The sequence below is a fragment of the Legionella sp. JM-2024 genome (assembly GCF_055389095.1).
In genome coordinates, this window is record NZ_AP039388.1 from 3,107,692 (window position 1) to 3,129,093 (window position 21,402).

The window sequence follows — 21,402 nt, forward strand, 5'->3', positions numbered from 1 at the left end:
GCGACAGTCACAAAAGCTGATATCATGTTTTTGGGAAACTTGAAAACAGCAAAGGAGACTGCCACATGGGACAGTATACTCAATTATCAGTGACTGATCGACGTCGTTTATATACTTTTATTGATATGGGATTACCTGTATCAGCGATAGCCCTTAAGTTGTCCAGGCATCGTTCAACTATATATAGAGAAATTAGTAGAAATCATGATTCAGGGTTGTATCTGCCAATTATTGCGCAACATAAAGCATTAGAAAGAGCCAGAAATGGACGTACCACTAAATTGAAAAGTAATGGTGTTTTACGAGACTATGTTATTAGATCATTAGAAAAAGGCTGGAGTCCAGAGCAAATTTCTGGACGCATGAAACATCAAGCACTGAGTTTTTATGTTTGTCCGGAAACAATATATCGACACATCTATCAATCCAATAATAAATCACTTTATCATTATTTAACTTACAAGAAGCCTGGAAGGCGTAAACATTTTGGAAGAAAGCATCGACTTTGTCGCTATGGTAACCCCTATCTTATTACTCAAAGACCAGAAGAAGTTAATACAAGAACACGATTTGGCCATTGGGAGGGTGATACCATTGAGTTCAAAGGCAATAAAAGCAAAGTTGTTACCACACTAGTTGAACGTAAAACAAGAATGGTTTTCTTGCTAAAAAATGAGAGCAAGCATTCCAGAGGTGTCATGGAAAAGATACAAACTAAATTTGAAAACCTCCCTAAAAAAATGGTTAAAACCATTACCTTTGATCAAGGGTGTGAGTTCGCAGACCATCAATACATCGAAAAAAACATGAACTGTGATGTCTATTATTGCGAGACACGTTCACCATGGCAGAAAGGAAGTAATGAGAATATGAATGGTCGATTAAGACGCTATTTACCTAAAAATGCTAAAATTGAATTAATAACACAAAAAGAACTTGATTTAATAGCTGATAAAATGAACCGGTGTCCTAGGAAATGTATCGGCTATAAAACACCCAAAGAACTGTTTATACAGCAGTTTAAAAATGATTGTCGCACTTGGAGTTAAAATGCGCCTTTGGGGATTTTTATAAAACCCTTACTGAGACTGGTCGGGACGGAAGGATTTGAACCTTCGACCACTAGCACCCCATGCTAGTACGCTACCAGGCTGCGCTACGCCCCGATTGGTTAGGCATGATATCTAAATAAGGCTAAAATAACAAGGGTTAGGTTCCAGATCATGACTGAAGTGTATAGAGCGCCGTAGTCCATCTAATTTTTATTTGTCTACTATGGCCTCTATTCAATTTCTGGTGTTTTTGGCCAGGATTTTAGAACTTTCTGAAGTACCAGTGCGTGATTATGTTGAAGATCTTTTGCAGCATAAAACAAGGTTATTGGTGAAGTTCTTGCTAATGTCAAAACATGCTCTATTAATTCGGGTTTCGCTTTTAATTCCTGTGCATACCTCATTGCGAATTCAGGCCAATTATCACGATCTTGATGAAACCATTTTCTTAAGGCCGGGCTTGGGGCAATTTCTTTCAACCACATATCAAAAGGAATACTGTCTTTTTTTATTCCACGAGGCCATAATCGATCCACAAGTATCCATGTCCCTTCTTTATGCTCAGGCGGAGAATAAACTCTGGATAAGGTAATTTTAGACGCCGTCATACTATGTCATCCTTATCATTGGAAAAATTTTAGAGTAACGCCTTTATTAAGAATAGCATGACGGAGAAACTTTACTGCTAATCATTACCTGACGAGTATCTTATACCCAATCAGGTAATTTAGGTCCTCGGCTAATATCAAACGGATTGGGAAGGGACGATTTATATTCTTCCATTGCCGGATCTTTTGCCGCTTCTGATTTTTCTGGATGTTTTGCTGATTTGTTTTGATGTTGCAAAACAGGTGCGTTGCTGGGTAGCAAATTTTTATCCATCAGCTGTTGCACAAACGAATCATAATATTTAGGACTGGGTATCTTTATCGTCAAACTATTACCTTCTCTGGCAAGCGTCATTGTTTCCAGAGGAAACTGTGGGTCCTTTATTGAATTTTTAAAAAGATTAAATTCCTGTTCAATGGCATCAAACAATTCATCCAAGGCTTTTTGCTCTTCAGTGCTTAGTTCGCGTTTGCCTTGAAACATTAATGAGCCAAGCTCCATGTTCAGGGTGATATTGACTAAAGCAAGAGGGTCTTTAAATTTAAAAATAAAATCAGCATCCACAGGCAAATGCCATAGACCGCTATTCAATAAAAGTTGCTCCACTGTCGAAACATTTGGAGCGAGTAATTTATAATCATTGTTTAACTTGCTCTCATCCATTTTGACGTCAGACTCCCCGTCTGATCCGCCTCCACCTGAGCCACCACCATGACCTCGGCAAATGGGCAATCCTAATGATCGACAGATGCTACAAGGATTGTTTTCAACAGCACGCGCGCGTTCATCTTTTTTCGTTTCTTCTCTTTTCTTTGCTACTACCATTATTTTAAACCTTGAAATGACTACCAGGAAAATGATAATTCAAAATTTCTAAGTTTTTTATTATGACTTGGTGAAATTTGCAAAAACTTTACAATCAGGACTTACGAAGAACACCAAGGTCAAGGCAAAAAAAGAGTCTTAACTAATAACTCATGGAACATTCTTGGGATTAGGATTCAGAGTGGGGGTATATTGGGCTTCTCTTTGCTCTTCAATTTCATCGTCCGTACCGTCTTGTCCTGTTGTTTCATATCCAGGAACACCATCGCCCACTAAATCCACTTCATCGCCACGAGTAAATTGATTGTGATCCATATCATTGTCTGATCCTTCCAGTTTCATTTCTTCAGTTAAAAGATCCTTGGGATCTAATACGGTATCTGGTTCTGGCTCTAGCTCAATCATGTTGATACCCTAAAATATAGTTTTCTTATATTAAGTTTAGCAGTGATTTGAGGTGATTGGCTGTGAATCTCATCAGAGCAATTATTAAACGGTAATGTCACTGGATTGACCAAACGTCAATAAAATGTAATCCACTTACAAACCACTCCAGTTTTTATAATTTTAAATGAAATTCTTTTGCCACTTCTATAGGTGAATGTCCTTCACGATAGGCAAACGTTTCACAAATATGGGAAACAATAATTAAAGGAGCGTTTTCAGTTTTCTTTACCAGACGCCAGGTATGGCTTATATCCGCAATCAATTGCTGACTGTAGGCTGCAGGTGGATTCCAGGTTCTGGCATACCAGACGCCTATTGTATTAAGTATAATCTCATTGCCTTCCTGAGTGCTCTTTTGAAGCTCGCAGTCAAATTTTTGATCAAAATAAATCAGTTTACTTATTTGATGATCAGCAAACCCTGCAATTCCTTTAAAGACAATATCAGATCCTCGTAATCTAATTTCAAAGTTCTCAACGTCAAGGATTTCAATAAACTTTGTTATGGGTGCACGGGATGCATTTAGAAAATTAAATTGTTTAACAATAGCAAAAGCATCCTTTTCATCAATTAAAATCATCCTGCTTCCTCATCCAAAAATTAATTTTCACTTCCAGGAAATATAGGATCAATCCTAACTTTTTGCCATATAACACAGCAAATCTTAATATCAATTATCCTTAAGCTTTTCATTTTTAATTGAAATAAATCTTCAATATTATTAGATAGAGGGAATTGATTGGTAGAAGGATATGACTGAATAGTACAAAACCAAAATTTGCTACTCAGCAGACTAACATAAATATTTTATAAATGGTGGTACTGGCAAACCTACCTAACTTTTTACAAATCTTCTTTACTGCCTGACCACATCACCTTTTCCCACCAAATGGGAAAAGGTGTAAAAAGAGCAGCCCAGTCATATACAGTTTCATTTTAAACTAAGCAGTTTCTTCAATCTTAATATAAGGATTTTCATATCCTACAATATCAGCCACTTCAGCAGCCCATGCTAATTCCCAAAAATCAGGGGGAAACTGCTTGTTCCACTGTTCAAGCAACTCTCTTTCCTCAGTGCTTAACTCAACCTGGTACTTATCTGCCATAAACAGATTGGCACGAGCAACGATACCTTTGGCGCGATCTGGAGGTTCTGCCAGCTTTAACTCTTTATCGGCTTCAAATTCGCAACCATAAAAGCCTCTTTTATTTTCCAAAATTCCAAATCCGAAATTAGAACGCTCCTGATTCACAGCCCCAACAGCGGGCCAAAGATTATAAAGCTCAGCCTCCTTTTTTTTATATTCCGGATCTATTTTGGCGCAACATTTTCGTCCTTTATACTCTTTACCTGTTTTCTCATTCACACACAATTTTTCAGTCCAGCATTTATGATATCGGCCAAAACTGGCTGCTGGCATCATATGCTCCCATTCGATGCGATTTGCTCGTTCAACAGGAACGGCTGTACTCATATTACAACTGCTTAAATCAACTTGCTTATTACTATCATACCGACAACCACAATACAGGGTAATTTGATGTTGGTTAAATATCTCAAAGGCAATTTTTTTTGCAGTACCGAAGGTCAATGGTGGGGCAGCAAAACTGGTTGATAAAGACAGAATAAGAAGAAAAGCTAGTGTAACTCGTTGCAATACGACGTTAACCATGGCGATGTCCTCCTTGTGCATCAATTAAAATCAAATAGATTTAATCTTGCTCGGAGGTCGGAGCTTTTCAGAAAGAACTTGTTGGACTAAAAACGCCATTACGCGTAATCAGATACTCAACACTTAATCATTCTGATTACAATCCTTTATCAAACGGAGATGAATTCGACATAAAAGGGATTGAAAACCTTTTTTTGTCGCTTAACAAACGTTATCGGGTAAAGCTTTTCCCTTGCTAAAACGGGAGATGAGCATTTATATAGGGCAAGGCTCAATTAACTTAGGTTTGATACAAGAAAATAAAACCATTTTCTTATGTCAAACACACATTAAAATTGCAAATGAAGAATTCCTGCATGTTCGGTCAATGATAACAAAAAAAATAATTATTAAACAAGTTATGAATTTTTTAGTGCAGTTGATAATTATTTATTCCACTATGTTTTGAAATGTGGCTTAAAATGTTTTTTGTTTAAATAAAGTGCAAGTAAAAATAGCAAAAAAGTCTCATGGCGCTTATTCCAAAAAGACTTTTTTGTGAAAAAAATATAAAAATAATTTTCTATAATAGACTTTTTATTCTTTGTGCTTCAAATTTGGAATGAGAAATCTGGATATAACGATTACAACTATTCAACTCGGCGTATTGCAAAGTATAAATGGCATTATCTAATTCTCGCTTTGCTGCAGAATAAACATCGTCGACGATCCAATCAGCAGCTATGTCAATTAGCATTGAAGCCTGTGCCAATTTTTCTGTGCAAGATTTTTTTTCCTGACTGGAAACTAATGAAGCCACTGTTGTAGATAAGTCACGACACTGTTGTATAATGGTTTCCTTACTTAAGGTTGAATTCGCAAAAGCGCTTAAGTTTAGAACGGACAAACATACTATCAAAGTTGCTTTTAACTTCATGTTAATCATATTAAACTCCTGTAATTGTTTGTATAAAACCGTTTTAAATTGAATATCCATTAAACAATAAATGGTGAATACATAACCATTCAAATCGGTATCATAATCAAATGAGTACTTGCTTAGTTCCTAAAATAAAATACAAAACTCAAGGAGTTCCTTTTTCAATATGAAAAAAGAACTCGAATTGTAATAGTTACAATTTAAGAATAGTTATCTTGTGGTATTCAGAACTAACTCGATAAAAGCAGAAAAATCTTTAACCAAAAGCATTAATTCCCGTTATATGTTTTCCTAGTACCAAGGTATGCACATTATCGGTACCCTCGTATGTGAAGACCGATTCCAAATTAAGCATATGCCTAATGACATGATACTCAAGACTAATTCCATTTCCGCCCATTAGGTTCCTACATTTTCGCGCAATTTTCAATGCCTCACGACATGCATTTCCCTTAGCCAGGGAAATCATAGTGGGTGTCTCTCGATGTTGGTCTTTCAATCGGCCAATTTGTAAGTTAAGGCATTGAGCTTTAATAATTTCTGTATACATATCCGCCAAATCTTTTTGAATCAACTGAAAAGAAGCCAGAGGCTTGGCAAATTGCTTACGTTCTAGCAAATAATCGCGAGCGATATCAAAACAAGCCATAGCGGCTCCCATGGCACCCCATGCGATGCCATAACGTGCTTGACTCAAGCAACTTAAAGCAGCTCCAAGACCTTTTTCACTGCCTGGCAATAAATTTTCCTCAGGAACAAAAACATTATCAAAAACCAACTCCCCGGTTATGGAAGCACGAAGAGACATTTTTAACTTAATTTCAGGACAACTCATCCCTTCTGATTTGGTATCTACGATAAACCCACGAATTCCCATTTCAGTTTTAGCCCATACTATTGCTATATCGGCAATAGGAGCATTAGTAATCCACATTTTGGCACCATTCAAAATCCAGCCGCCCTCAACTTTTCTGGCATTAGTACGCATACTGGCAGGATCTGAGCCTGAATCCGGCTCTGTTAATCCAAAACAGCCGATTAAATTCCCTGCAGCCATTTCAGGTAAATACCGCTTTTTTTGTTCCTCATTCCCAAATTTAAAAATAGGATACATGCAGAGAGAACTTTGCACAGAAACAAAGCTGCGCAAACCACTATCGCCCCGTTCTAATTCCTGACAGACTAAACCATAAGCCACATAAGAAGCTTCAGCGCCTCCATATTGGGCAGGTAAAGTTAGACCCAATAAACCCAAATCAGCGGATTTTTTTATCAACTCTCTTGGAAAATGGGCATGCTCATAGGATTCAGTCATCAAAGGTATTACATCATTGCTGACAAAACGCGAGACACTGTCTCGTATCATTCGTTCATCATCATGTAATTGCTCATCAAGAAACAACAAGTCGTCCACTTTCCTTCTCCCTTTTATCTGACTGTAATGCGATCACCGCTTCTATAATACTTTCCTGGCTTGGTAATAAATATTGCCAGGCAGTTCCCAATGGAATAAAGCAATCTTTACCTGTAATACGTTTGATTCTTAAACGAGGTGAAGCCTCTTCCACCAATAATGTAACCAATCCTTCACTAATTGAGCCGCTTTGTCTACCCTCATCGACAATTAAAATACGTTTTGCTTTGGAAATTTCTTTCAAAATGGCTTTTTTGGGCAAAGGGCTAAGCCATCGTAAGTCAACAATTTTCACAAAAATACCATGAGTTTCTCGTAAAACCTTTTCAGCCTGACGAGATAAATAATACCCATTAGCATAAGTTAAAATAACTGTTTCGCCTTCCCCGTAAACTCCCACTTCGCCTTGAGCAATCATCTCTTCAGGAGATGGGTATTCAAATAACCATCCATTATCTCCCGGGCTATGCAAGTCCTTGGTCATATACAAGGCAATTGGCTCCAAAAACACGACAACCCGTCCTTCCTGATAAGCAAGTCTCATACAAGTTCGCAACATTTTTGCTGCATCCGGACCATTGGAAGGACAAGCTACGATAACTCCTGGCAAATCTCGCAAAACCGCTATTGAATTATCATTATGAAAATGACCGCCAAACCCCTTTTGATAGGCGAGAGAAGCGATTCTAAGCACCATGGGGTTTTGATATTGGCCACTCGAAAAAAAGGACAAAGTGGATGCCTCGCCACGTAACTGATCCTCTGCATTATGCAAATAAGCTAGAAATTGAATTTCTGGAACAGGGATAAAACCATTATGCGCTAAACCAATCGCTGTACCTAAAATGGTTGTTTCATCCAAAAGCGTATCAAATACTCTGCGTTGCCCAAAACGTGTCTGCAAATCAGCAGTAACTCGGTAAACCCCTCCTTTTTTTCCGACATCTTCTCCAAAAATCAACATATTGGGATATTGCATCATCAGATCAGTAAGGGCGAAATTGATTTGCTGACATAAATTACGCTTTAAGGTGAGTTGAGGATATACCCCTGCAAATACTTGAGCTCGTCTATTGTCGTCTGGTAATGGGTATTCTTGCTTTTTTTCAATTCGAGGTACTAAAGAAAGCATGATTTCTTCAGCACAACTCATTCTGGGTTCTCTTATTGCTTCAAGCGCCTTTGCTTCGATTAAAGCTCTATTATCTTGATAAAGCTCAACCATTGCTTGCAAACTCATCCAATCTTCTCTGTGCAAGATACCTGCAGTATGTAATAAAGGATCATTTGCTTCTCGACGCTCAATTTCTTCCTGGGTACTGTATTGCGATTCGATATCCGAACCGGCATGTCCTAACAGACGCACACAACGCATATGCAAGAAAACTGGTTGCTTTTTAGTTCTTGCCAAATATTCTGCCTCTTGAGCTTTAGCAAAAACATCGGCAATGTTTAACCCGTCACAGGCAATATAATGTATACCGGGACGCGACGAGATGGACAGTTCTATCCAATTGGATGGAGTAGGGACTGATATACCGATGCCATTGTCTTCACAGATAAACACAATAGGTAAAGGATAATGTTGCTGGGTTATCCAGGAACAAGCGTTCAATGTGGTTTGGCTCGTTGCATGATTAGCTGAGGCATCACCAAAAGAACAAAGGATCACGGAGTCGGATGCTAATTTATTTTGCAACCCTAACTCTTTGGCTCGGGTAATTGATAAAGCAGCACCTAGAGCTTTCGGTAAATGCGAGGCAATAGTTGAGGTTTGCGGTGGAATATTTAAAGGCACACTACCAAATACCTTATGCCGTCCACCCGAGATAGGATCACATGCTGCTGCTACTAATGAAAATAATACGTCTTTTACCCCATCTATGCCGGATAATTGCTTAGCTCTTTGCAAGAAAAAAGCGCCACTGCGATAATGCAAAAAAGCCATATCACTGGCTCTAAAAACTTGACCGAATACCGCATTGCCTTCATGCCCGCTACTGCCAATGGTATAAAAAGATAAGCCTTTCTCCTTTAATTGCCTGGCAATGATATCAAGAAGTCTGGACTTAATTTGTGAGTCAAAAAATTCTATCGCAGTTTTCTTGTCAAGTTCTGCTGTATCCGGACTCATGTTGCTTCTGAGTTGCGGAAAATCCCCATGTAATACTCTTTTTAGAAATTGCTCATCCACTACACTCGCTCTGTCTAACATCACCACACCCTATTGAAATTGCGTAATGACCAGATGAATAAGGCTGTCTTCAATTACACTTAGGTAATGATTATTCCTATATCAATGCCTGGTATCCCTTCCTAATAAATTATAAAGAAATTCATTATTATGCCGATAACTAAAACGATGAGTATATACTTATTAAACAACTTACGGAACTGTCCATTGGAGGACAATGCTAAGAAGAAATCAGTCTAAATATAAGGATGATGAATGTCTGTAGAAATGAGCAGAGCCCCCAGTGTCAGGATGACACCTGGACAAGAAATTAAATTAGCAAAACCTGCTACTGAACTTTATGTAGGACAAATCCTGAAAACAGTGGTTGTCACAGCTCTCTCCAACGATCAGGTCCTTATCAATATCAATGGCCAAAATCTTAATGCCAAAGCCTCTCATCATTTCCTCCCAGGAGAACTACTTGAAGTAAAAGTCATGGCGAATCATCCTGAAACAATTCTTGCAGTTCAACAAAAAACATCCTCAACTTCTGTGTTGCAAAATGCCTTACTCCAGTATTTACCCAAACAGGCTCCAGCAACCAATCTTTTACAAACACTGACTCAATTAGTAACAACAAATAATTTAGCCGGCCCAGCGAATCAAGTGATAAAAGCAATTTTAAGCAATATTCCTATTTTGAACCAATTACCTAATCAGTTAATTCAAGCGATTTACCGGAGTGGAATATTCCTGGAATCTGGTTTATTAGCATGGCAAAAAGGCAAGTCACAACAAGAATTACGATCAGATTTCAAAGGATTGTATTTTAAATTATTAAATAGCTTATCCATTGACAATAAACATCAAATGAATCTGCCAAACGAATTTGAATCGGATTTTCTACAAGCACCTCTCCCTTTACCTGGAGCAATTCCACAACCACTGATTAAAGACACAATATTAAATCTTAGCGGGTTGTCTACGGAAACCATACAACATATTTTGCATGAGCAAGTAACTCAGGTGTTAGCTCGTATCACTGCGAATCAAATTAACTACTTATCTCAAGAGAATCAAGATGGGTACCTTATCATGTTGGATCTTCCTTTAAAAACTCCCGATGGAATAGAAGTCATTCCCATTATGATTAAACAACATAAAGCAGAGCCTATGCAACTTTCTAAATGGTCTGTGTCATTTGCAGCAAACTTACCCAATTTGGGTGGTATGCAAGCCACTGTGTCAATTCATGCAAAAAATATCGATGTTAAAATTAATGCCCAGCAATCCTCTACCTTGCAAGTGCTTAGTGAACGTCAGAAAGAATTAAGCAAAATTCTCTTTGAGTCAGGCCTTAATTTAAGAGAGTGGAAACTGCAAGTTGGACTAGAAAATAGCCACATTGATGTCGCAAACTTACGTTTATTGGATATTAAAATATGAAAAGAAAAAAACCACTTGCTGTTGCTTTACGCTATGACGGCACATCCGCTCCCAGGGTAACTGCTAAAGGAGAAGGGGTAACTGCTCAGCAAATCATGAGCACGGCAAAAGAACATGGTATTCCTCTCGAACAAAATCCTGAATTAACAACTTTACTATCTAATATTCGTCTCAATGAAGAAATTCCTAAAGATCTTTATATAGCAGTAGCCCAGGTTTTGGCGTTCCTCTATCACTTGGATGGAAAGACCTCTCCCAAATAGTACCTTTATCTATATTCTCGAATAAATTGGTAATTATTGACCAAATAATCTACAATTTGTTTAAGTGAATGGCGAGAGGTTTCACTATGAAATGGATAATGCTGATCGTAATTACTTTAACTGCTGCCGGTTGCTGTTGTACTACAGCAGAAGTTGTAGAGTACCAACAAGTGACAGTCGCAGCCCCCGTTGTTGAACCAGTTATTTTAGACGTGGACGATCCTGAGCCCTTGGATGTCACCACAACAACAATAGATTTTTACTAAAAAGACATTGATTTTTCTATTATTTTTTTGTGATAAACATTGTGATTTTCTTTATCAGGAGAAATTTCGCCAAGCTCAATCAATGTAATTCATTGATGCCTTAATCTAACCTTAAGATAAGTATGCCTATAATAAAATAAAGGGGTTTTTATATATAGGGTGTCTTTATGCTAACAGAACTTACAAAGGATCAGGCGAAAGCACAAGCCATTTATATGAGCTATATGCTTAGAAAAGCGCAAGAGATGGCACGACAAAGTAAAGAACCTGCTTTTGACCCCCAAGGGCGTCTTCTGATTGATGTGACCCCAGATATTAATGAAATAGTTAAAGAATTAAATAACGGGCTTAAAAGTGAACCTCCCATTACTGCGAAAAATCCTGATGATTTAGCCAAGGTTATAGGCATAACAATATCCCCAAAAACCATAGTAAGCCTGGACATCAACAATACACCAGAATTGATTGAAAAATTTAAGACAACATTAGAAGCCAAATTAATTAAAGTTGGAGCAAAAGACCCAAATACTATAATAGAGCAACTGGATAGAAAACCGAAAGGGAGCATCATCGCCCTTCAACAAGAATTTCATTTTCATTTGGCTCTCGCTTCACGCGTTTACCAACAGATTAGCAAAGCGGATCCAAAACAAATTGAAAAAGCGCATCAGGAAACGATCAAAGTCCTTAACGAAAGAATCATGGAGGCTTATGCTAAATCTCTGAAAGACGCAATGAGAAAAGATGGTACTCTGGATATCACAAAATTAAACAAATCCCTGGATAAAGCACGAAAAGAGATAATGCCTGAAGCGCATACTCTTTTAATGCAACGCATTGTCGCAAATACCGGATTTAAATTAGATAAAAAAGCTTTGAAAGAAGCAAAAATATCGTTAAAACATTTGGCTGAAGCCACTACCTCAACACCCAATGACGTCATACATACTGACGTTGCCTCTGGTTTAGTTACCTTAATCAAAGGCTCAGAAAATACCGCTCATAACCGAACTGAAGGAGAGCAATTTGGCCATAGACAACTGATAACACATTCATTGAAAGAAGGTGGAACTGTAGAGGTCAATAATAATAATCGGATTCAGATTCGCACTCCATCACCCGTTGTTAAAGAAGGGCTTGAAGATGATCAAGCCTATATTTCTGATGTAAGAACCAAATTCGCAACAGTTACCAAAGAATACGATTTAAAAAGCCGTTTGAGTGGCGATGATAAAAAACCTCGAGCGTTTATCTACAACAGCTACACTGCATTCAATGATAACATGGACGACCTCATCACTAAAAATTATCAAACTCAAAGTGCCCAACATATTTTAAGAGGGGCACATCGGTACAATGTCAATCAATTAAGAGGTGAAGACGAAACACCTGTCTTTTGTTTTGTGCAAAATATGTCTGTTAATGGTTTTGGGAATACCCTGGGTTACGACGCCCAACTATTCGAAACAGAGAGTCAACATGAATTACGCAGAGAAACCACTTTGATGGCAGAGATGGCTTTAATGCATACTCTTTATGATACTGCCACGCCAGAACAACAAGAAAAAATAACTCAGGTTTTTAATAAATACAAAGATTATTTGAACCGTTCACCAAACCGTGAATCATTCTTTTCCAACTCTGTCGAAGGCAAAGAAACAATAGAAATAATACAGCAAGTTAAAAACGAATGGAAAACAGAGCCTGCCCAAGAAGGTAAAGAAAAGAATACAGTAGATAATGCCAAACTCGCATTAAAACAATTAATGGCAAATAATCTCCATATGACCCATGAATACTCTAAAACCTTCCAGGCCTTGTCTGTTTTTGTGGAAGAAGCCTCCATTGGCGGTTGCAAAAGTGGAAATGAGCGTGCCCAGGCAATTAATGGACGGGTAGCTATTCTGGATAGTCTGAATAATAAAAAACCCTTGCCAGAAGGGATGCAAAAAATTTCAACAGTATTGGACAATCTGGCTAAGGGAGGAAACGTATCCGATCTGGCAAAAGAATTAAAGTTAGCCATTGATACAGAATACAACCAATCTGGATTGCAAACGGCTCCATCTATTGTAAGTCTGATGGATCAGGGAGCTTCCGCAAAAGTTGAAAGTATTGATGGTGCTCGCACCCCTTTCACATCTCGCAACTATGCGGAAGAGGACGTTTCTGTTATGAGTAACTTGCATCAAACAAAAGCAGGAAAAATGCAAGCTCATAAAGATCTGACAAAACAAATGCAAGGAGCGTGGGATGGTTATCCCAAGTCCTGGTGGGAACGCATGGGTTCAAGTCCATTAGGCAAAGCGGGGGCAATATTGGCCCTTGCTTCGAGCCTCATAGGCATAGGACTACTTATAAGTGCCGGAGTCGCCATATATAATTCCATTGATAACTCTCGAAGAAAATCTGAAGTCACGGAAAAAATCAGTCAGGCCAAAGAGGAATTTGATAAAGGAGTTAACTCCACTTCAAGCAATGATCCTCAATTCGAGGAAACCTTCTCCAAAACAACAAAATCTTTGTCAGGAATACCTAAAGATTTCTCTTTGTCACAAAACGAAGAGGAGGAAGTAGTAAAAGTGAACACTAATAGTGTATCAGGAGTAGCTACTCCGGTAAAATCCACTGCAAAGCTTGATGACGATAAAATAACTAGCCCTGTTGTAGAAGACACTTCTTTCAAAATATAAAGAGTAAAATTGCGCTTTAAGTGTTCTTTACGACACTTTGCTGCAATAAATTTTGAAAATGAGCTGAAGGACTTACGGAAAACTCCAAGATCGAGGCAACATAGATTTTTAATGAGGGAGTTTGGGTAAAACTAAATAACCGAATTAAAAACCTTTTTTAACAAGAGATTGGAATTTTTCATAAGTTCTGAGCTATTGATTTAAATCGACATGGTATAATCAGAACTCCAATTAACTTCTATAAGAACAAGAATGAAAAAAATCAGCTCTTTTATTCTTTTTTATCTAATAAGTACGACAAGTTTTTCTCTCCCCAAAGGCTTTGTCTATCTTCACGATGTGGCACCCGACATCGTTCAAGATATGAGATATGCTACCAACAATAATTTCATAGGAAATCCGATACCTGGATACCAACGTGGGGTTTGCATAATCACCAGAAAAGCGGCCGAACGATTAAAAAAAGCGGAAGAATACATCAAGACCAAAGGATACACACTTAAAGTATATGATTGCTATAGACCACAAAAGGCTGTGAATTATTTTTACAAATGGAGCCAGAACACTAAAGATCAACGCATGAAACCTGAGTTCTACCCTCGCGAAAGGAAACAAGATTTGTTCAAACGTCACTATATTGATCTGACATCTGGTCACACTCGAGGAAGTACTCTGGACTTAACTTTGGTAAAATTAAGAACATCCCGCGAAAAAAGCTCTACTAATAGTCACTTAATTCGCTGCTACGATAAAACCCCAAATTATCTGGATGATGATTCAATAGACATGGGAACTCGTTTTGATTGCCTTGATGTGTCAGCAAATATCGATTATTCCAATTTAAGTAAAGACCAGAAAATGAATCGCAAACTCTTACAAAATCTTATGACTCGATTTGGTTTTAAACCCTATTACTATGAATGGTGGCACTTTACCCTGAAAAATGAACCGTATCCAAACACCTACTTCAATTTTCCAGTCCAATAAATCGATATCCTGTATTACCCAGAGTAATACAGAAATATTCACCTTAAAAGTCAACTACAAACCAATGTGATCATATTTAAAAATATATGGTCATAATGACCATGAATTGATTATTATTAAATCATAAGATATCCTTGCTATCTTTGTTAAACTACAACGGCACTGGAGAGTAATAGATGCGTGTCTCAAAATTCTTTTTATTAACCTTGGCATTGAGTTTCAATGTATTTGCTCAGGATATCAAAGTAGTAGGAACATTAAGTCAAACATTAAAAGCGCCTCAAAATAAAACGTTAAATACAAAACCAATTACACAACAAATCAAATTGCTTAAAATGCAATTATCTAATTCTGCAATCCAGGTACTCACTAATAAAACAAACATCGCCATCAAAAACCAAAATACCATAGTTAAATCATCCAATTTACCATCCAAAGTAGAATTAGGCATGAATGATGTACCAGTTCTAAACCAAGGGAGTTTCGGAACATGTGTCACCTTTGCAACCACCGCAGCTGTCGATGCCGCATTGAATAAAGGCGATTACATCAGCCAATTATGTCAATTACAACTGGGCATGTACCTTGAAAAAAATGGCCATTCTCCAAGTGGTTGGGATGGCTCATTAGGACGAATCGTATTGAGTCAAATGGAAAACTTTGGTGTAATCAGCAAAGAAAAACAAAAAGCATTGGGATGTGGTGGTTTAACTGAATATCCTGACCAGGAACAACCTACTCCTGATACGGCTATGTCCCTTGAGCAATTCCATGAAATGAGCGAAGATTCAGAGGACAATCCTATTGTTTATTCACCGATTCTTGATGTCTACCAGGCTATACTGGACAGAACGGACACCAATAAAACCATTAGTGATGTAAAAGCAGCTTTGAATCAAAAGGACAGAGTTACTTTTGCAGTATTGTTACTGGATTTTGATCTGGGAGTCATGGGTGCAGTGGGTACAAACAAGGCCAAATTCGATACCTGGGTATTAACCCCTGAAATTGCTCGTGACATTTATTTACGTCCTATTTTTGGTGGCCATGAAATGATTATCACTGGTTATGACGACAATGCTGTTTCAGTTGATGAATCAGGTCGTGAACACAAAGGATTATTTACTTTACGTAACTCATGGGGTGAGCAATTTGGAGACAAAGGTAATTTCTACATGTCCTATGATTACTTCAAAGTTTTAGCTATAGAAGCCCAACGTATCCGAACTGTAACCAATGACAATTCTGAAGAACATTCAGCAACTGCCTAATAAATTGTGATTCTTTCTTAATTTGGCTCGTATCAGTTCCGTGTTGAGAATATCCTGTCATTTTATGTTCGAAATAGAATAGTCCCTTAGCGGGGACTCTCTAAACCAAAAACTGGAGTGAGTTGCAAAACCTTACCTAAACAAAGTTTTTCAAGGCTTCATTATTTCGCTTCATTCATTTTGGGATGCAAAATTTCCATTAAAAATATTTCAAACAATTTCATTTAACCACTAATTTGTGTATAATATTTACATATTGGCTTTTGAATAAATAATATGTCTAATCAACCCACCAAAATTACCCATCTAGTTGTTTTAGGTGATAGTTTATCCGATAAAGGAACTCTCAATAAACGGGAATTACTTGGTTTTATTCCCATGAGTTATTTAAGTGGTTTAAGAGGTAAATCACCCAGAGGCCGATTTACAAATGGTTTTCTTTGGGGAGACTATGTAGGCGCTACTACCGCAGAACAATTTGAAATTGATCATATTCGAAAAAAACTGAAATTAGGTAATAACGCGGTAAGTAATGCGGACATAGGCGATGAATTACTGACTAATAGCAGAATAAAAAGAGAAAATGAAGAATCCTTTAGCCTAAATGAAGACAATCATATTTTATTTAAAGGAACAAGATTTGCTCGTTTTTATTGTGAAGGTGGCTTAACTTCTCATGACTATTCTTTTAGTTTTACCTTCAATCTAGTTCTCTTTTTTACAAGATTAATTCTTGCAACCTTGGGCGGCAAACGAGCTCAATTATTAGCTGATGATAAAAAATACAATATTTCTAGTCTTGAAAAATCAGAAACATTAGTAGTCGAATGGTCAGGAGCGAATGACTTAATTACGGCCAATGGAAAACCTACTCATGCTGAGGCAGATAACGCTGTTAATGACCGAATAAAAAATGTTGAATCTCTAATCCGTAACGGGTATAGAAATTTTGTTTTATTTAATTTACCTGATCTTTCATTAACTCCTAGATATCAAAGAAAAAACAAAGCAGAACAACGTAATGCATCCGAATGCTCTGAGTATTTTAATCAAAAGCTGCAAGAAAAATCTCTTGAATTAATAAAAAAATACAAAGGGTTAGGAATTCCTGTCAATCTCTCAGTATTTGACGTTAATGAGCAATTTAAGGAAGCTTACTCCAATCCGGAAAAGTATGGTTTTGAAAAAGACAAATTAAAATCACCTTATGTCGAATCGGATCTTTTTAAACAAAACCAGAAAAATCCAATTGACCAGAAAGAACATATCTCACCTGCCCCAGGATATATGTTCTGGGATGATGTTCACCCAACGGCCACCATGCATGCCTGGTTAGCAGAACGTTTCAAGGAAGAATACTACGGCAAAGTTTTTAAATTCGAGCCACCTGAGTTGATTAAACGAAAGCATAAGGAAACTTCAGATATTCAGTTCAAAACCACGGACTCAATAGAAAGAACACCCAAACCCAATAGGAAATTACCTGAAGATATCACATCAATTTTGAATACCATTCATACAAGAGCAAAATTAATGTGTCAATCCACTGATCCACAACGAAGAGAAAAGGGTGACTTATTAAAATATTTTATTTTTGAAGTCAAATGCCAACATGGCAATTTAGAGAATATCCGTGGGCTAATCTCGGCATTTACCCTGGAGCCTAATAATTTAAGGATATTAAAAACACATCAGAATCCAATTATTGATTTCTTTAGAAATAAGAAAACAACCCAGACTGAAGAGGATATTGCTGCTTTGAAAAAAGCAGTTCAAACTCATTTAGAAGCTGCCGAAGAGGATATTTCTGATACATCTCTTGCCAGTCCTAACTGAAAATTTAGATTTTCACTTAATCGACAGGATGACATCGAATTGATGTAAGAACAATAGACTTCTGTCCAAAACCCACTGCAATGGGAAATTGCTTCGTCGATACGGTGGGGGCTCGAATCCTCATGTACTAACGGAACGTGTACACTCCGGCTCTGCACTCCGTTTCACCTCGCACTTCCCCCACCTCAGCGAGTTTGGAAAGAAATCCAATCATTTTCAACGGTTTTGGGATAAATTCATTCTAAACTTCGTGGGGATTTATCAGATCCCGAACAAAGTGTGAGGACTGACATTCCATTTTTTCCTTTTCGCTTGATACCTTAATCTTAAACCACACTCTAGTTGACTTGATAGGTATTAATACATCCCTGATAGGGAACACGAGTGCTTTTTACTCCATAAAATAATCCTTCTTCAAGATCATGACAAACTTGTTCAGGACTGAGAGTTTCCAAACACTGAGACAGTGTTTCGTTTTGACAAATTGGAAAAATTGCCTCAGGAGTACCCATCGCAGAATAATGGTCATTTCTCCATTCATATAAATCTGGAGTAAAATAAGTGGTAAAATTTCTAATTTTCATTTCGTTATCTAAACTAAAAATTTTCATGCCAGGGTTGTTATGATGAGCACGACTGATTCCGGGCGTTGAAAAAGCATAAATACTGGTAGCATCAGACAATTTTATTTTCCTGAATTCTTCCATATGAGAATGAGAAAAAAGGAGCGTAATTTGATCATAAGAATGATGGTATTTGTCTAATAACTTCAAAAACCTATCCAAATAAATTTCATGCCAAAACTGGCTTCCGTTATAGGCTACACCAGGGGGAATATGCATAGCCAATAGCAATTGCCTTGCATGATGTTTTTTTAATTGTTGCTCAAGCCAAAATAACTGGACTAAAGCATCTTTATGTTGATTAGGATATTTAGGTAAATATATAGGGGTCTTAGTCCATTGAACAGAATTAAGCGCGATTAAAATAATATCTTTATTATTTGGTATGACGTAACTGGAGTAATACCCATCCTGGTGCATATGGGTATCATCAATAATTAATCCATCGCAATAAGCACAAGCACCAGACCAACCCAAAGCAAAATTCAGGGGTGATTTATTATTTGAAGAGAATGGCTGATAATTCCCAAGCAATGAATCATTATTCCCTGTAATATAGAACATTGGCTTTTTATTAAGATTTGCTTCCAACAACCCTTGAAATACCACTGATTCATACTCTTCTTTTTTAGCAGTAACAAATAATGAATGTGTAGGAAGATCTCCTAAATGCAAAATAAAATCCGCTTTTTTGGTTAACTCTCCAAACCGTTTTAAAGTGACCGCTAAAAACTCATCTCCAGTATCCTGACCATCTTTCGCTATATTTTCTGCGCCATAATGAATGTCAGAAATCGTTAGAAATTGTGGTGTGGAAAAAACTGAAGAAACTGAACATAACAACAACAGGACTACTCGAATGATACAACTCAATTACTACTCCTACTACTCTAAATCAATTGATACTTTACACTGGTATATGCTAATTAATAACTTTCAACCAGGTAGTTTAAACTACCTGGAATTATACCTGAGTTTTAAAAATGAGTCCTCATTCTAATGGCTTTTGCCACAAATCAAGATCATCCAGAAGCGGTTAGATTTGGACTATTACTCTAAATCGCTTCACGAATTATCCATGTCCTTTCTGTCTTGTTCTCAGACCAAGGGGCTTGAATCCAGAGAAGTAATGGCCGGCTTGAGGCTACAACAGGTAAAATTTTGGCAGACAAGGCCACTGCGAAAGAATATTTTTTTCCAACAGATTGGAGTGCTTTCCAAACACTATTCGCATTGGATTGATTATCGGTCACTATTAATTCATTGCCTCTGTAAACTACGTTCACATTTTGTCCCCTCAGAGCCTGCCTTACTACAGTTTCCAAATGCCGCCACTTGGCTTGATGTGCTCTTTGTAGCTCAATTTGCGTAGGATTCAATTGAAACTTGATTCGTGCATGGGGAGAAAACACTCGAGCTAATCGACTGCTCGTCGGGCTTTGTTGTAAGAAAAAAGTACATAATGCATCTAGTAAAGGGCGCCCTGGGCCAGCTGGTTTACCAGGTAGTCGATTAATGTACATGGCAAAAGCTAAAGTATGGCCATTAGCAGTATACAAATAACCTGACAAACTATTCATTCCTGTCATAGTACCCGTTTTGGCTCGGACAAATCCTTGCTGATTTGGGGTTTTAAATCGTTTTTGCAAAGTTCCATCACGCCCAGAGATAGGTAAAGCTGCTATGTATTCATAAGATAATGGAAAACGTTGATACAAGAATTTTAATAATGAAATGGTTTGCTCAGGTGTTACCAAATTATAACGTGACAATCCAGAGCCATCAGTAAAGATGGAATCTTTTAAGTCTATTCCTGTTTCTTTTTGTAAAAAGCTTTTAATCACAGGTTGCGCCTGTTTCCAATCAACAGGCGACCCTTTAATTTTAGCCGCCGCATGTAAATATAAACTATCAGCATACAAATTATCGGAAGGCTTTAAGGTATCCGCCATAAGCTGCGATATTGGCTTTGAATAACGAGTTGCGATTAATAGAGAACCTGAAGGAGCCCTTCCAAGCAAAACTTGCCCGTTCAATTTGATATTTTCTTTTTCGAGTGTACTTGCAATCATTCCTTGGGCATACATAAATGGATTTTTGATTGCAATACGTTGTTGTACTGCCCATTGCCCTAGCCCGACACAACCCCTGACCGTTAAGTTATTCTCAGGATCCAGATAAAGTCCTACACCACATCCTTTAGCGCTTGCCTTCGTAGTCGCTTGATTATTTAAATTAATGGTGCCACCACCATCATCCACTTCTACAATAGCCGGATCGCCCACCTTGGCTCCCGGGTTTACAGTGATTGTTAATCTGTTAGCATCCACCATCAGAGGTGCGATAGGTGCACCATAACTATAAGACAAATCAGCAGTCAGCCAACCAGGAGGATAAGCTGGAATGGAGGTTAAACTACTGTCAATGATCACATTGCCTTGAATAGTATTGATATTCCAGTCCTTCAGCGATGCCAATAAAGCTTTTAAATCATCTCGACTGAATGAAGGATCTCCACTGAGATGCAAATACACATTTCCATGCAAAACTCCACCCTGTAATTGGGTGGCACTTGTACTGAGCTGATTCTTAAATTGATAATCAGGGCCTAGTGCCATCAGTGCAGCTGCTTCAGAAAAAAGCTTCATATTGCTGGCAGGAATAAACAAACGCATCGCATTACGCTTGTACAAAGTCTCGCCTGAAGTTAAATCGCTAACTACTATCCCAAGGTTAACATGAGGGTTTAATCTATTAATTAATTTATCGACCTCAAGTTGCATACTAGCGCCATGGGTTGATATTGACCATACTGCCCATAAGCATGCTCCAGTTAACGTCCTTTTCATCTAAACTTTTTCCTTAATATTGAATTTCAATATGTAAAATAGATTGAGTCGTT

18 protein-coding genes and 1 tRNA gene are annotated in these 21,402 nt (G+C 37.7%); 8 read left to right on the forward strand and 11 right to left on the reverse strand.

Features of this window, described 5'->3' with window-relative positions:
• Positions 1-65 precede the first annotated feature (65 nt).
• The gene (locus ACZ5EK_RS13575) at positions 66-1,049 is read left to right on the forward strand and encodes an IS30 family transposase (RefSeq protein ID WP_464429910.1); all 984 of its coding nucleotides are present in this window, start codon (positions 66-68) and stop codon (positions 1,047-1,049) included.
• Positions 1,050-1,089: 40 nt separating this feature from the next.
• Here the strand turns inward: ACZ5EK_RS13575 and ACZ5EK_RS13580 are convergent.
• From ACZ5EK_RS13580 to ACZ5EK_RS13620, 9 genes are all read right to left on the reverse strand, one after another.
• A tRNA-Pro gene (locus ACZ5EK_RS13580) sits at positions 1,090-1,166 on the reverse strand.
• Positions 1,167-1,282: 116 nt separating this feature from the next.
• On the reverse strand, positions 1,283-1,660 hold the full coding sequence (locus ACZ5EK_RS13585; RefSeq protein WP_464430206.1) for a DUF488 domain-containing protein: 378 nt from the start codon (positions 1,658-1,660) through the stop codon (positions 1,283-1,285).
• 100 nt (positions 1,661-1,760) lie between these two features.
• On the reverse strand, positions 1,761-2,486 hold the full coding sequence (locus ACZ5EK_RS13590; protein WP_464430207.1) for a hypothetical protein: 726 nt from the start codon (positions 2,484-2,486) through the stop codon (positions 1,761-1,763).
• A gap of 150 nt (positions 2,487-2,636) precedes the next feature.
• Positions 2,637-2,891, reverse strand: a complete 255-nt coding sequence (locus tag ACZ5EK_RS13595; RefSeq protein ID WP_464425223.1) for a hypothetical protein — start codon at positions 2,889-2,891, stop codon at positions 2,637-2,639.
• A 154-nt stretch (positions 2,892-3,045) separates the two neighbouring features.
• Positions 3,046-3,513, reverse strand: a complete 468-nt coding sequence (locus ACZ5EK_RS13600; RefSeq protein WP_464430208.1) for a hypothetical protein — start codon at positions 3,511-3,513, stop codon at positions 3,046-3,048.
• 361 nt (positions 3,514-3,874) lie between these two features.
• Positions 3,875-4,606, reverse strand: a complete 732-nt coding sequence (locus ACZ5EK_RS13605) for an endonuclease (protein ID WP_464430210.1) — start codon at positions 4,604-4,606, stop codon at positions 3,875-3,877.
• Between the two features lie 562 nt (positions 4,607-5,168).
• Positions 5,169-5,531 carry a hypothetical protein gene (locus tag ACZ5EK_RS13610; protein ID WP_464430211.1) on the reverse strand — a complete coding sequence of 121 codons (363 nt, stop codon included), beginning with the start codon at positions 5,529-5,531 and terminating at the stop codon, positions 5,169-5,171.
• 250 nt (positions 5,532-5,781) lie between these two features.
• Positions 5,782-6,939 (reverse strand): acyl-CoA dehydrogenase family protein, encoded by a 1,158-nt coding sequence (locus tag ACZ5EK_RS13615; RefSeq protein ID WP_464430212.1) that lies wholly within the window; start codon positions 6,937-6,939, stop codon positions 5,782-5,784.
• A complete protein-coding gene (locus ACZ5EK_RS13620; protein WP_464430213.1) occupies positions 6,917-9,154 on the reverse strand; it encodes a dehydrogenase E1 component subunit alpha/beta in 2,238 nt (745 codons plus the stop codon). Before ACZ5EK_RS13620 ends, ACZ5EK_RS13615 begins: the two co-directional genes overlap by 23 nt.
• Before the next feature lie 234 nt (positions 9,155-9,388).
• Between ACZ5EK_RS13620 and fliK the strand changes: the two genes are divergently transcribed.
• From fliK to ACZ5EK_RS13655, 7 genes are all read left to right on the forward strand, one after another.
• A complete protein-coding gene (gene fliK / locus ACZ5EK_RS13625) occupies positions 9,389-10,561 on the forward strand; it encodes a flagellar hook-length control protein FliK (protein WP_464430214.1) in 1,173 nt (390 codons plus the stop codon).
• Positions 10,558-10,824, forward strand: coding sequence for an EscU/YscU/HrcU family type III secretion system export apparatus switch protein (locus ACZ5EK_RS13630; protein WP_464430215.1), 267 nt, complete (start codon positions 10,558-10,560; stop codon positions 10,822-10,824). The genes fliK and ACZ5EK_RS13630 overlap by 4 nt, the downstream gene beginning before the upstream one ends.
• Before the next feature lie 86 nt (positions 10,825-10,910).
• Positions 10,911-11,090, forward strand: a complete 180-nt coding sequence (locus tag ACZ5EK_RS13635) for a hypothetical protein (protein ID WP_464430216.1) — start codon at positions 10,911-10,913, stop codon at positions 11,088-11,090.
• A gap of 167 nt (positions 11,091-11,257) precedes the next feature.
• Positions 11,258-13,783 (forward strand): hypothetical protein, encoded by a 2,526-nt coding sequence (locus ACZ5EK_RS13640; protein ID WP_464430217.1) that lies wholly within the window; start codon positions 11,258-11,260, stop codon positions 13,781-13,783.
• 252 nt (positions 13,784-14,035) lie between these two features.
• Positions 14,036-14,770: a M15 family metallopeptidase gene (locus tag ACZ5EK_RS13645; RefSeq protein ID WP_464430218.1), complete on the forward strand. Its 735-nt coding sequence runs from the start codon at positions 14,036-14,038 to the stop codon at positions 14,768-14,770.
• Positions 14,771-14,946: 176 nt separating this feature from the next.
• Positions 14,947-16,041, forward strand: coding sequence for a C1 family peptidase (locus ACZ5EK_RS13650; RefSeq protein WP_464430219.1), 1,095 nt, complete (start codon positions 14,947-14,949; stop codon positions 16,039-16,041).
• Positions 16,042-16,317: 276 nt separating this feature from the next.
• Positions 16,318-17,877, forward strand: a complete 1,560-nt coding sequence (locus tag ACZ5EK_RS13655; RefSeq protein WP_464430220.1) for an SGNH/GDSL hydrolase family protein — start codon at positions 16,318-16,320, stop codon at positions 17,875-17,877.
• Between the two features lie 338 nt (positions 17,878-18,215).
• On the opposite strand, the gene ACZ5EK_RS13660 is transcribed toward ACZ5EK_RS13655, so the two are convergent.
• Positions 18,216-19,373: a metallophosphoesterase gene (locus ACZ5EK_RS13660; protein WP_464430221.1), complete on the reverse strand. Its 1,158-nt coding sequence runs from the start codon at positions 19,371-19,373 to the stop codon at positions 18,216-18,218.
• Positions 19,374-19,555: 182 nt separating this feature from the next.
• Positions 19,556-21,349, reverse strand: a complete 1,794-nt coding sequence (dacB, locus tag ACZ5EK_RS13665; protein WP_464430222.1) for a D-alanyl-D-alanine carboxypeptidase/D-alanyl-D-alanine endopeptidase — start codon at positions 21,347-21,349, stop codon at positions 19,556-19,558.
• Positions 21,350-21,402 lie beyond the last annotated feature (53 nt).

What these genes read in the sequence shown, in the direction of transcription:
- ACZ5EK_RS13610 (WP_464430211.1), bottom strand. Translation starts at nt 5,531, where the DNA reads ATGATTAACATGAAGTTAAAAGCAACTTTGATAGTATGTTTGTCCGTT.
- ACZ5EK_RS13635 (WP_464430216.1), top strand. Translation starts at nt 10,911, where the DNA reads ATGAAATGGATAATGCTGATCGTAATTACTTTAACTGCTGCCGGTTGC.
- ACZ5EK_RS13630 (WP_464430215.1), top strand. Translation starts at nt 10,558, where the DNA reads ATGAAAAGAAAAAAACCACTTGCTGTTGCTTTACGCTATGACGGCACA.
- ACZ5EK_RS13655 (WP_464430220.1), top strand. Translation starts at nt 16,318, where the DNA reads ATGTCTAATCAACCCACCAAAATTACCCATCTAGTTGTTTTAGGTGAT.
- fliK (WP_464430214.1), top strand. Translation starts at nt 9,389, where the DNA reads ATGTCTGTAGAAATGAGCAGAGCCCCCAGTGTCAGGATGACACCTGGA.
- ACZ5EK_RS13605 (WP_464430210.1), bottom strand. Translation starts at nt 4,606, where the DNA reads ATGGTTAACGTCGTATTGCAACGAGTTACACTAGCTTTTCTTCTTATT.
- ACZ5EK_RS13600 (WP_464430208.1), bottom strand. Translation starts at nt 3,513, where the DNA reads ATGATTTTAATTGATGAAAAGGATGCTTTTGCTATTGTTAAACAATTT.
- ACZ5EK_RS13590 (WP_464430207.1), bottom strand. Translation starts at nt 2,486, where the DNA reads ATGGTAGTAGCAAAGAAAAGAGAAGAAACGAAAAAAGATGAACGCGCG.
- ACZ5EK_RS13640 (WP_464430217.1), top strand. Translation starts at nt 11,258, where the DNA reads ATGCTAACAGAACTTACAAAGGATCAGGCGAAAGCACAAGCCATTTAT.
- ACZ5EK_RS13620 (WP_464430213.1), bottom strand. Translation starts at nt 9,154, where the DNA reads ATGTTAGACAGAGCGAGTGTAGTGGATGAGCAATTTCTAAAAAGAGTA.
- ACZ5EK_RS13650 (WP_464430219.1), top strand. Translation starts at nt 14,947, where the DNA reads ATGCGTGTCTCAAAATTCTTTTTATTAACCTTGGCATTGAGTTTCAAT.
- ACZ5EK_RS13595 (WP_464425223.1), bottom strand. Translation starts at nt 2,891, where the DNA reads ATGATTGAGCTAGAGCCAGAACCAGATACCGTATTAGATCCCAAGGAT.
- ACZ5EK_RS13575 (WP_464429910.1), top strand. Translation starts at nt 66, where the DNA reads ATGGGACAGTATACTCAATTATCAGTGACTGATCGACGTCGTTTATAT.
- dacB (WP_464430222.1), bottom strand. Translation starts at nt 21,349, where the DNA reads ATGAAAAGGACGTTAACTGGAGCATGCTTATGGGCAGTATGGTCAATA.
- ACZ5EK_RS13585 (WP_464430206.1), bottom strand. Translation starts at nt 1,660, where the DNA reads ATGACGGCGTCTAAAATTACCTTATCCAGAGTTTATTCTCCGCCTGAG.
- ACZ5EK_RS13645 (WP_464430218.1), top strand. Translation starts at nt 14,036, where the DNA reads ATGAAAAAAATCAGCTCTTTTATTCTTTTTTATCTAATAAGTACGACA.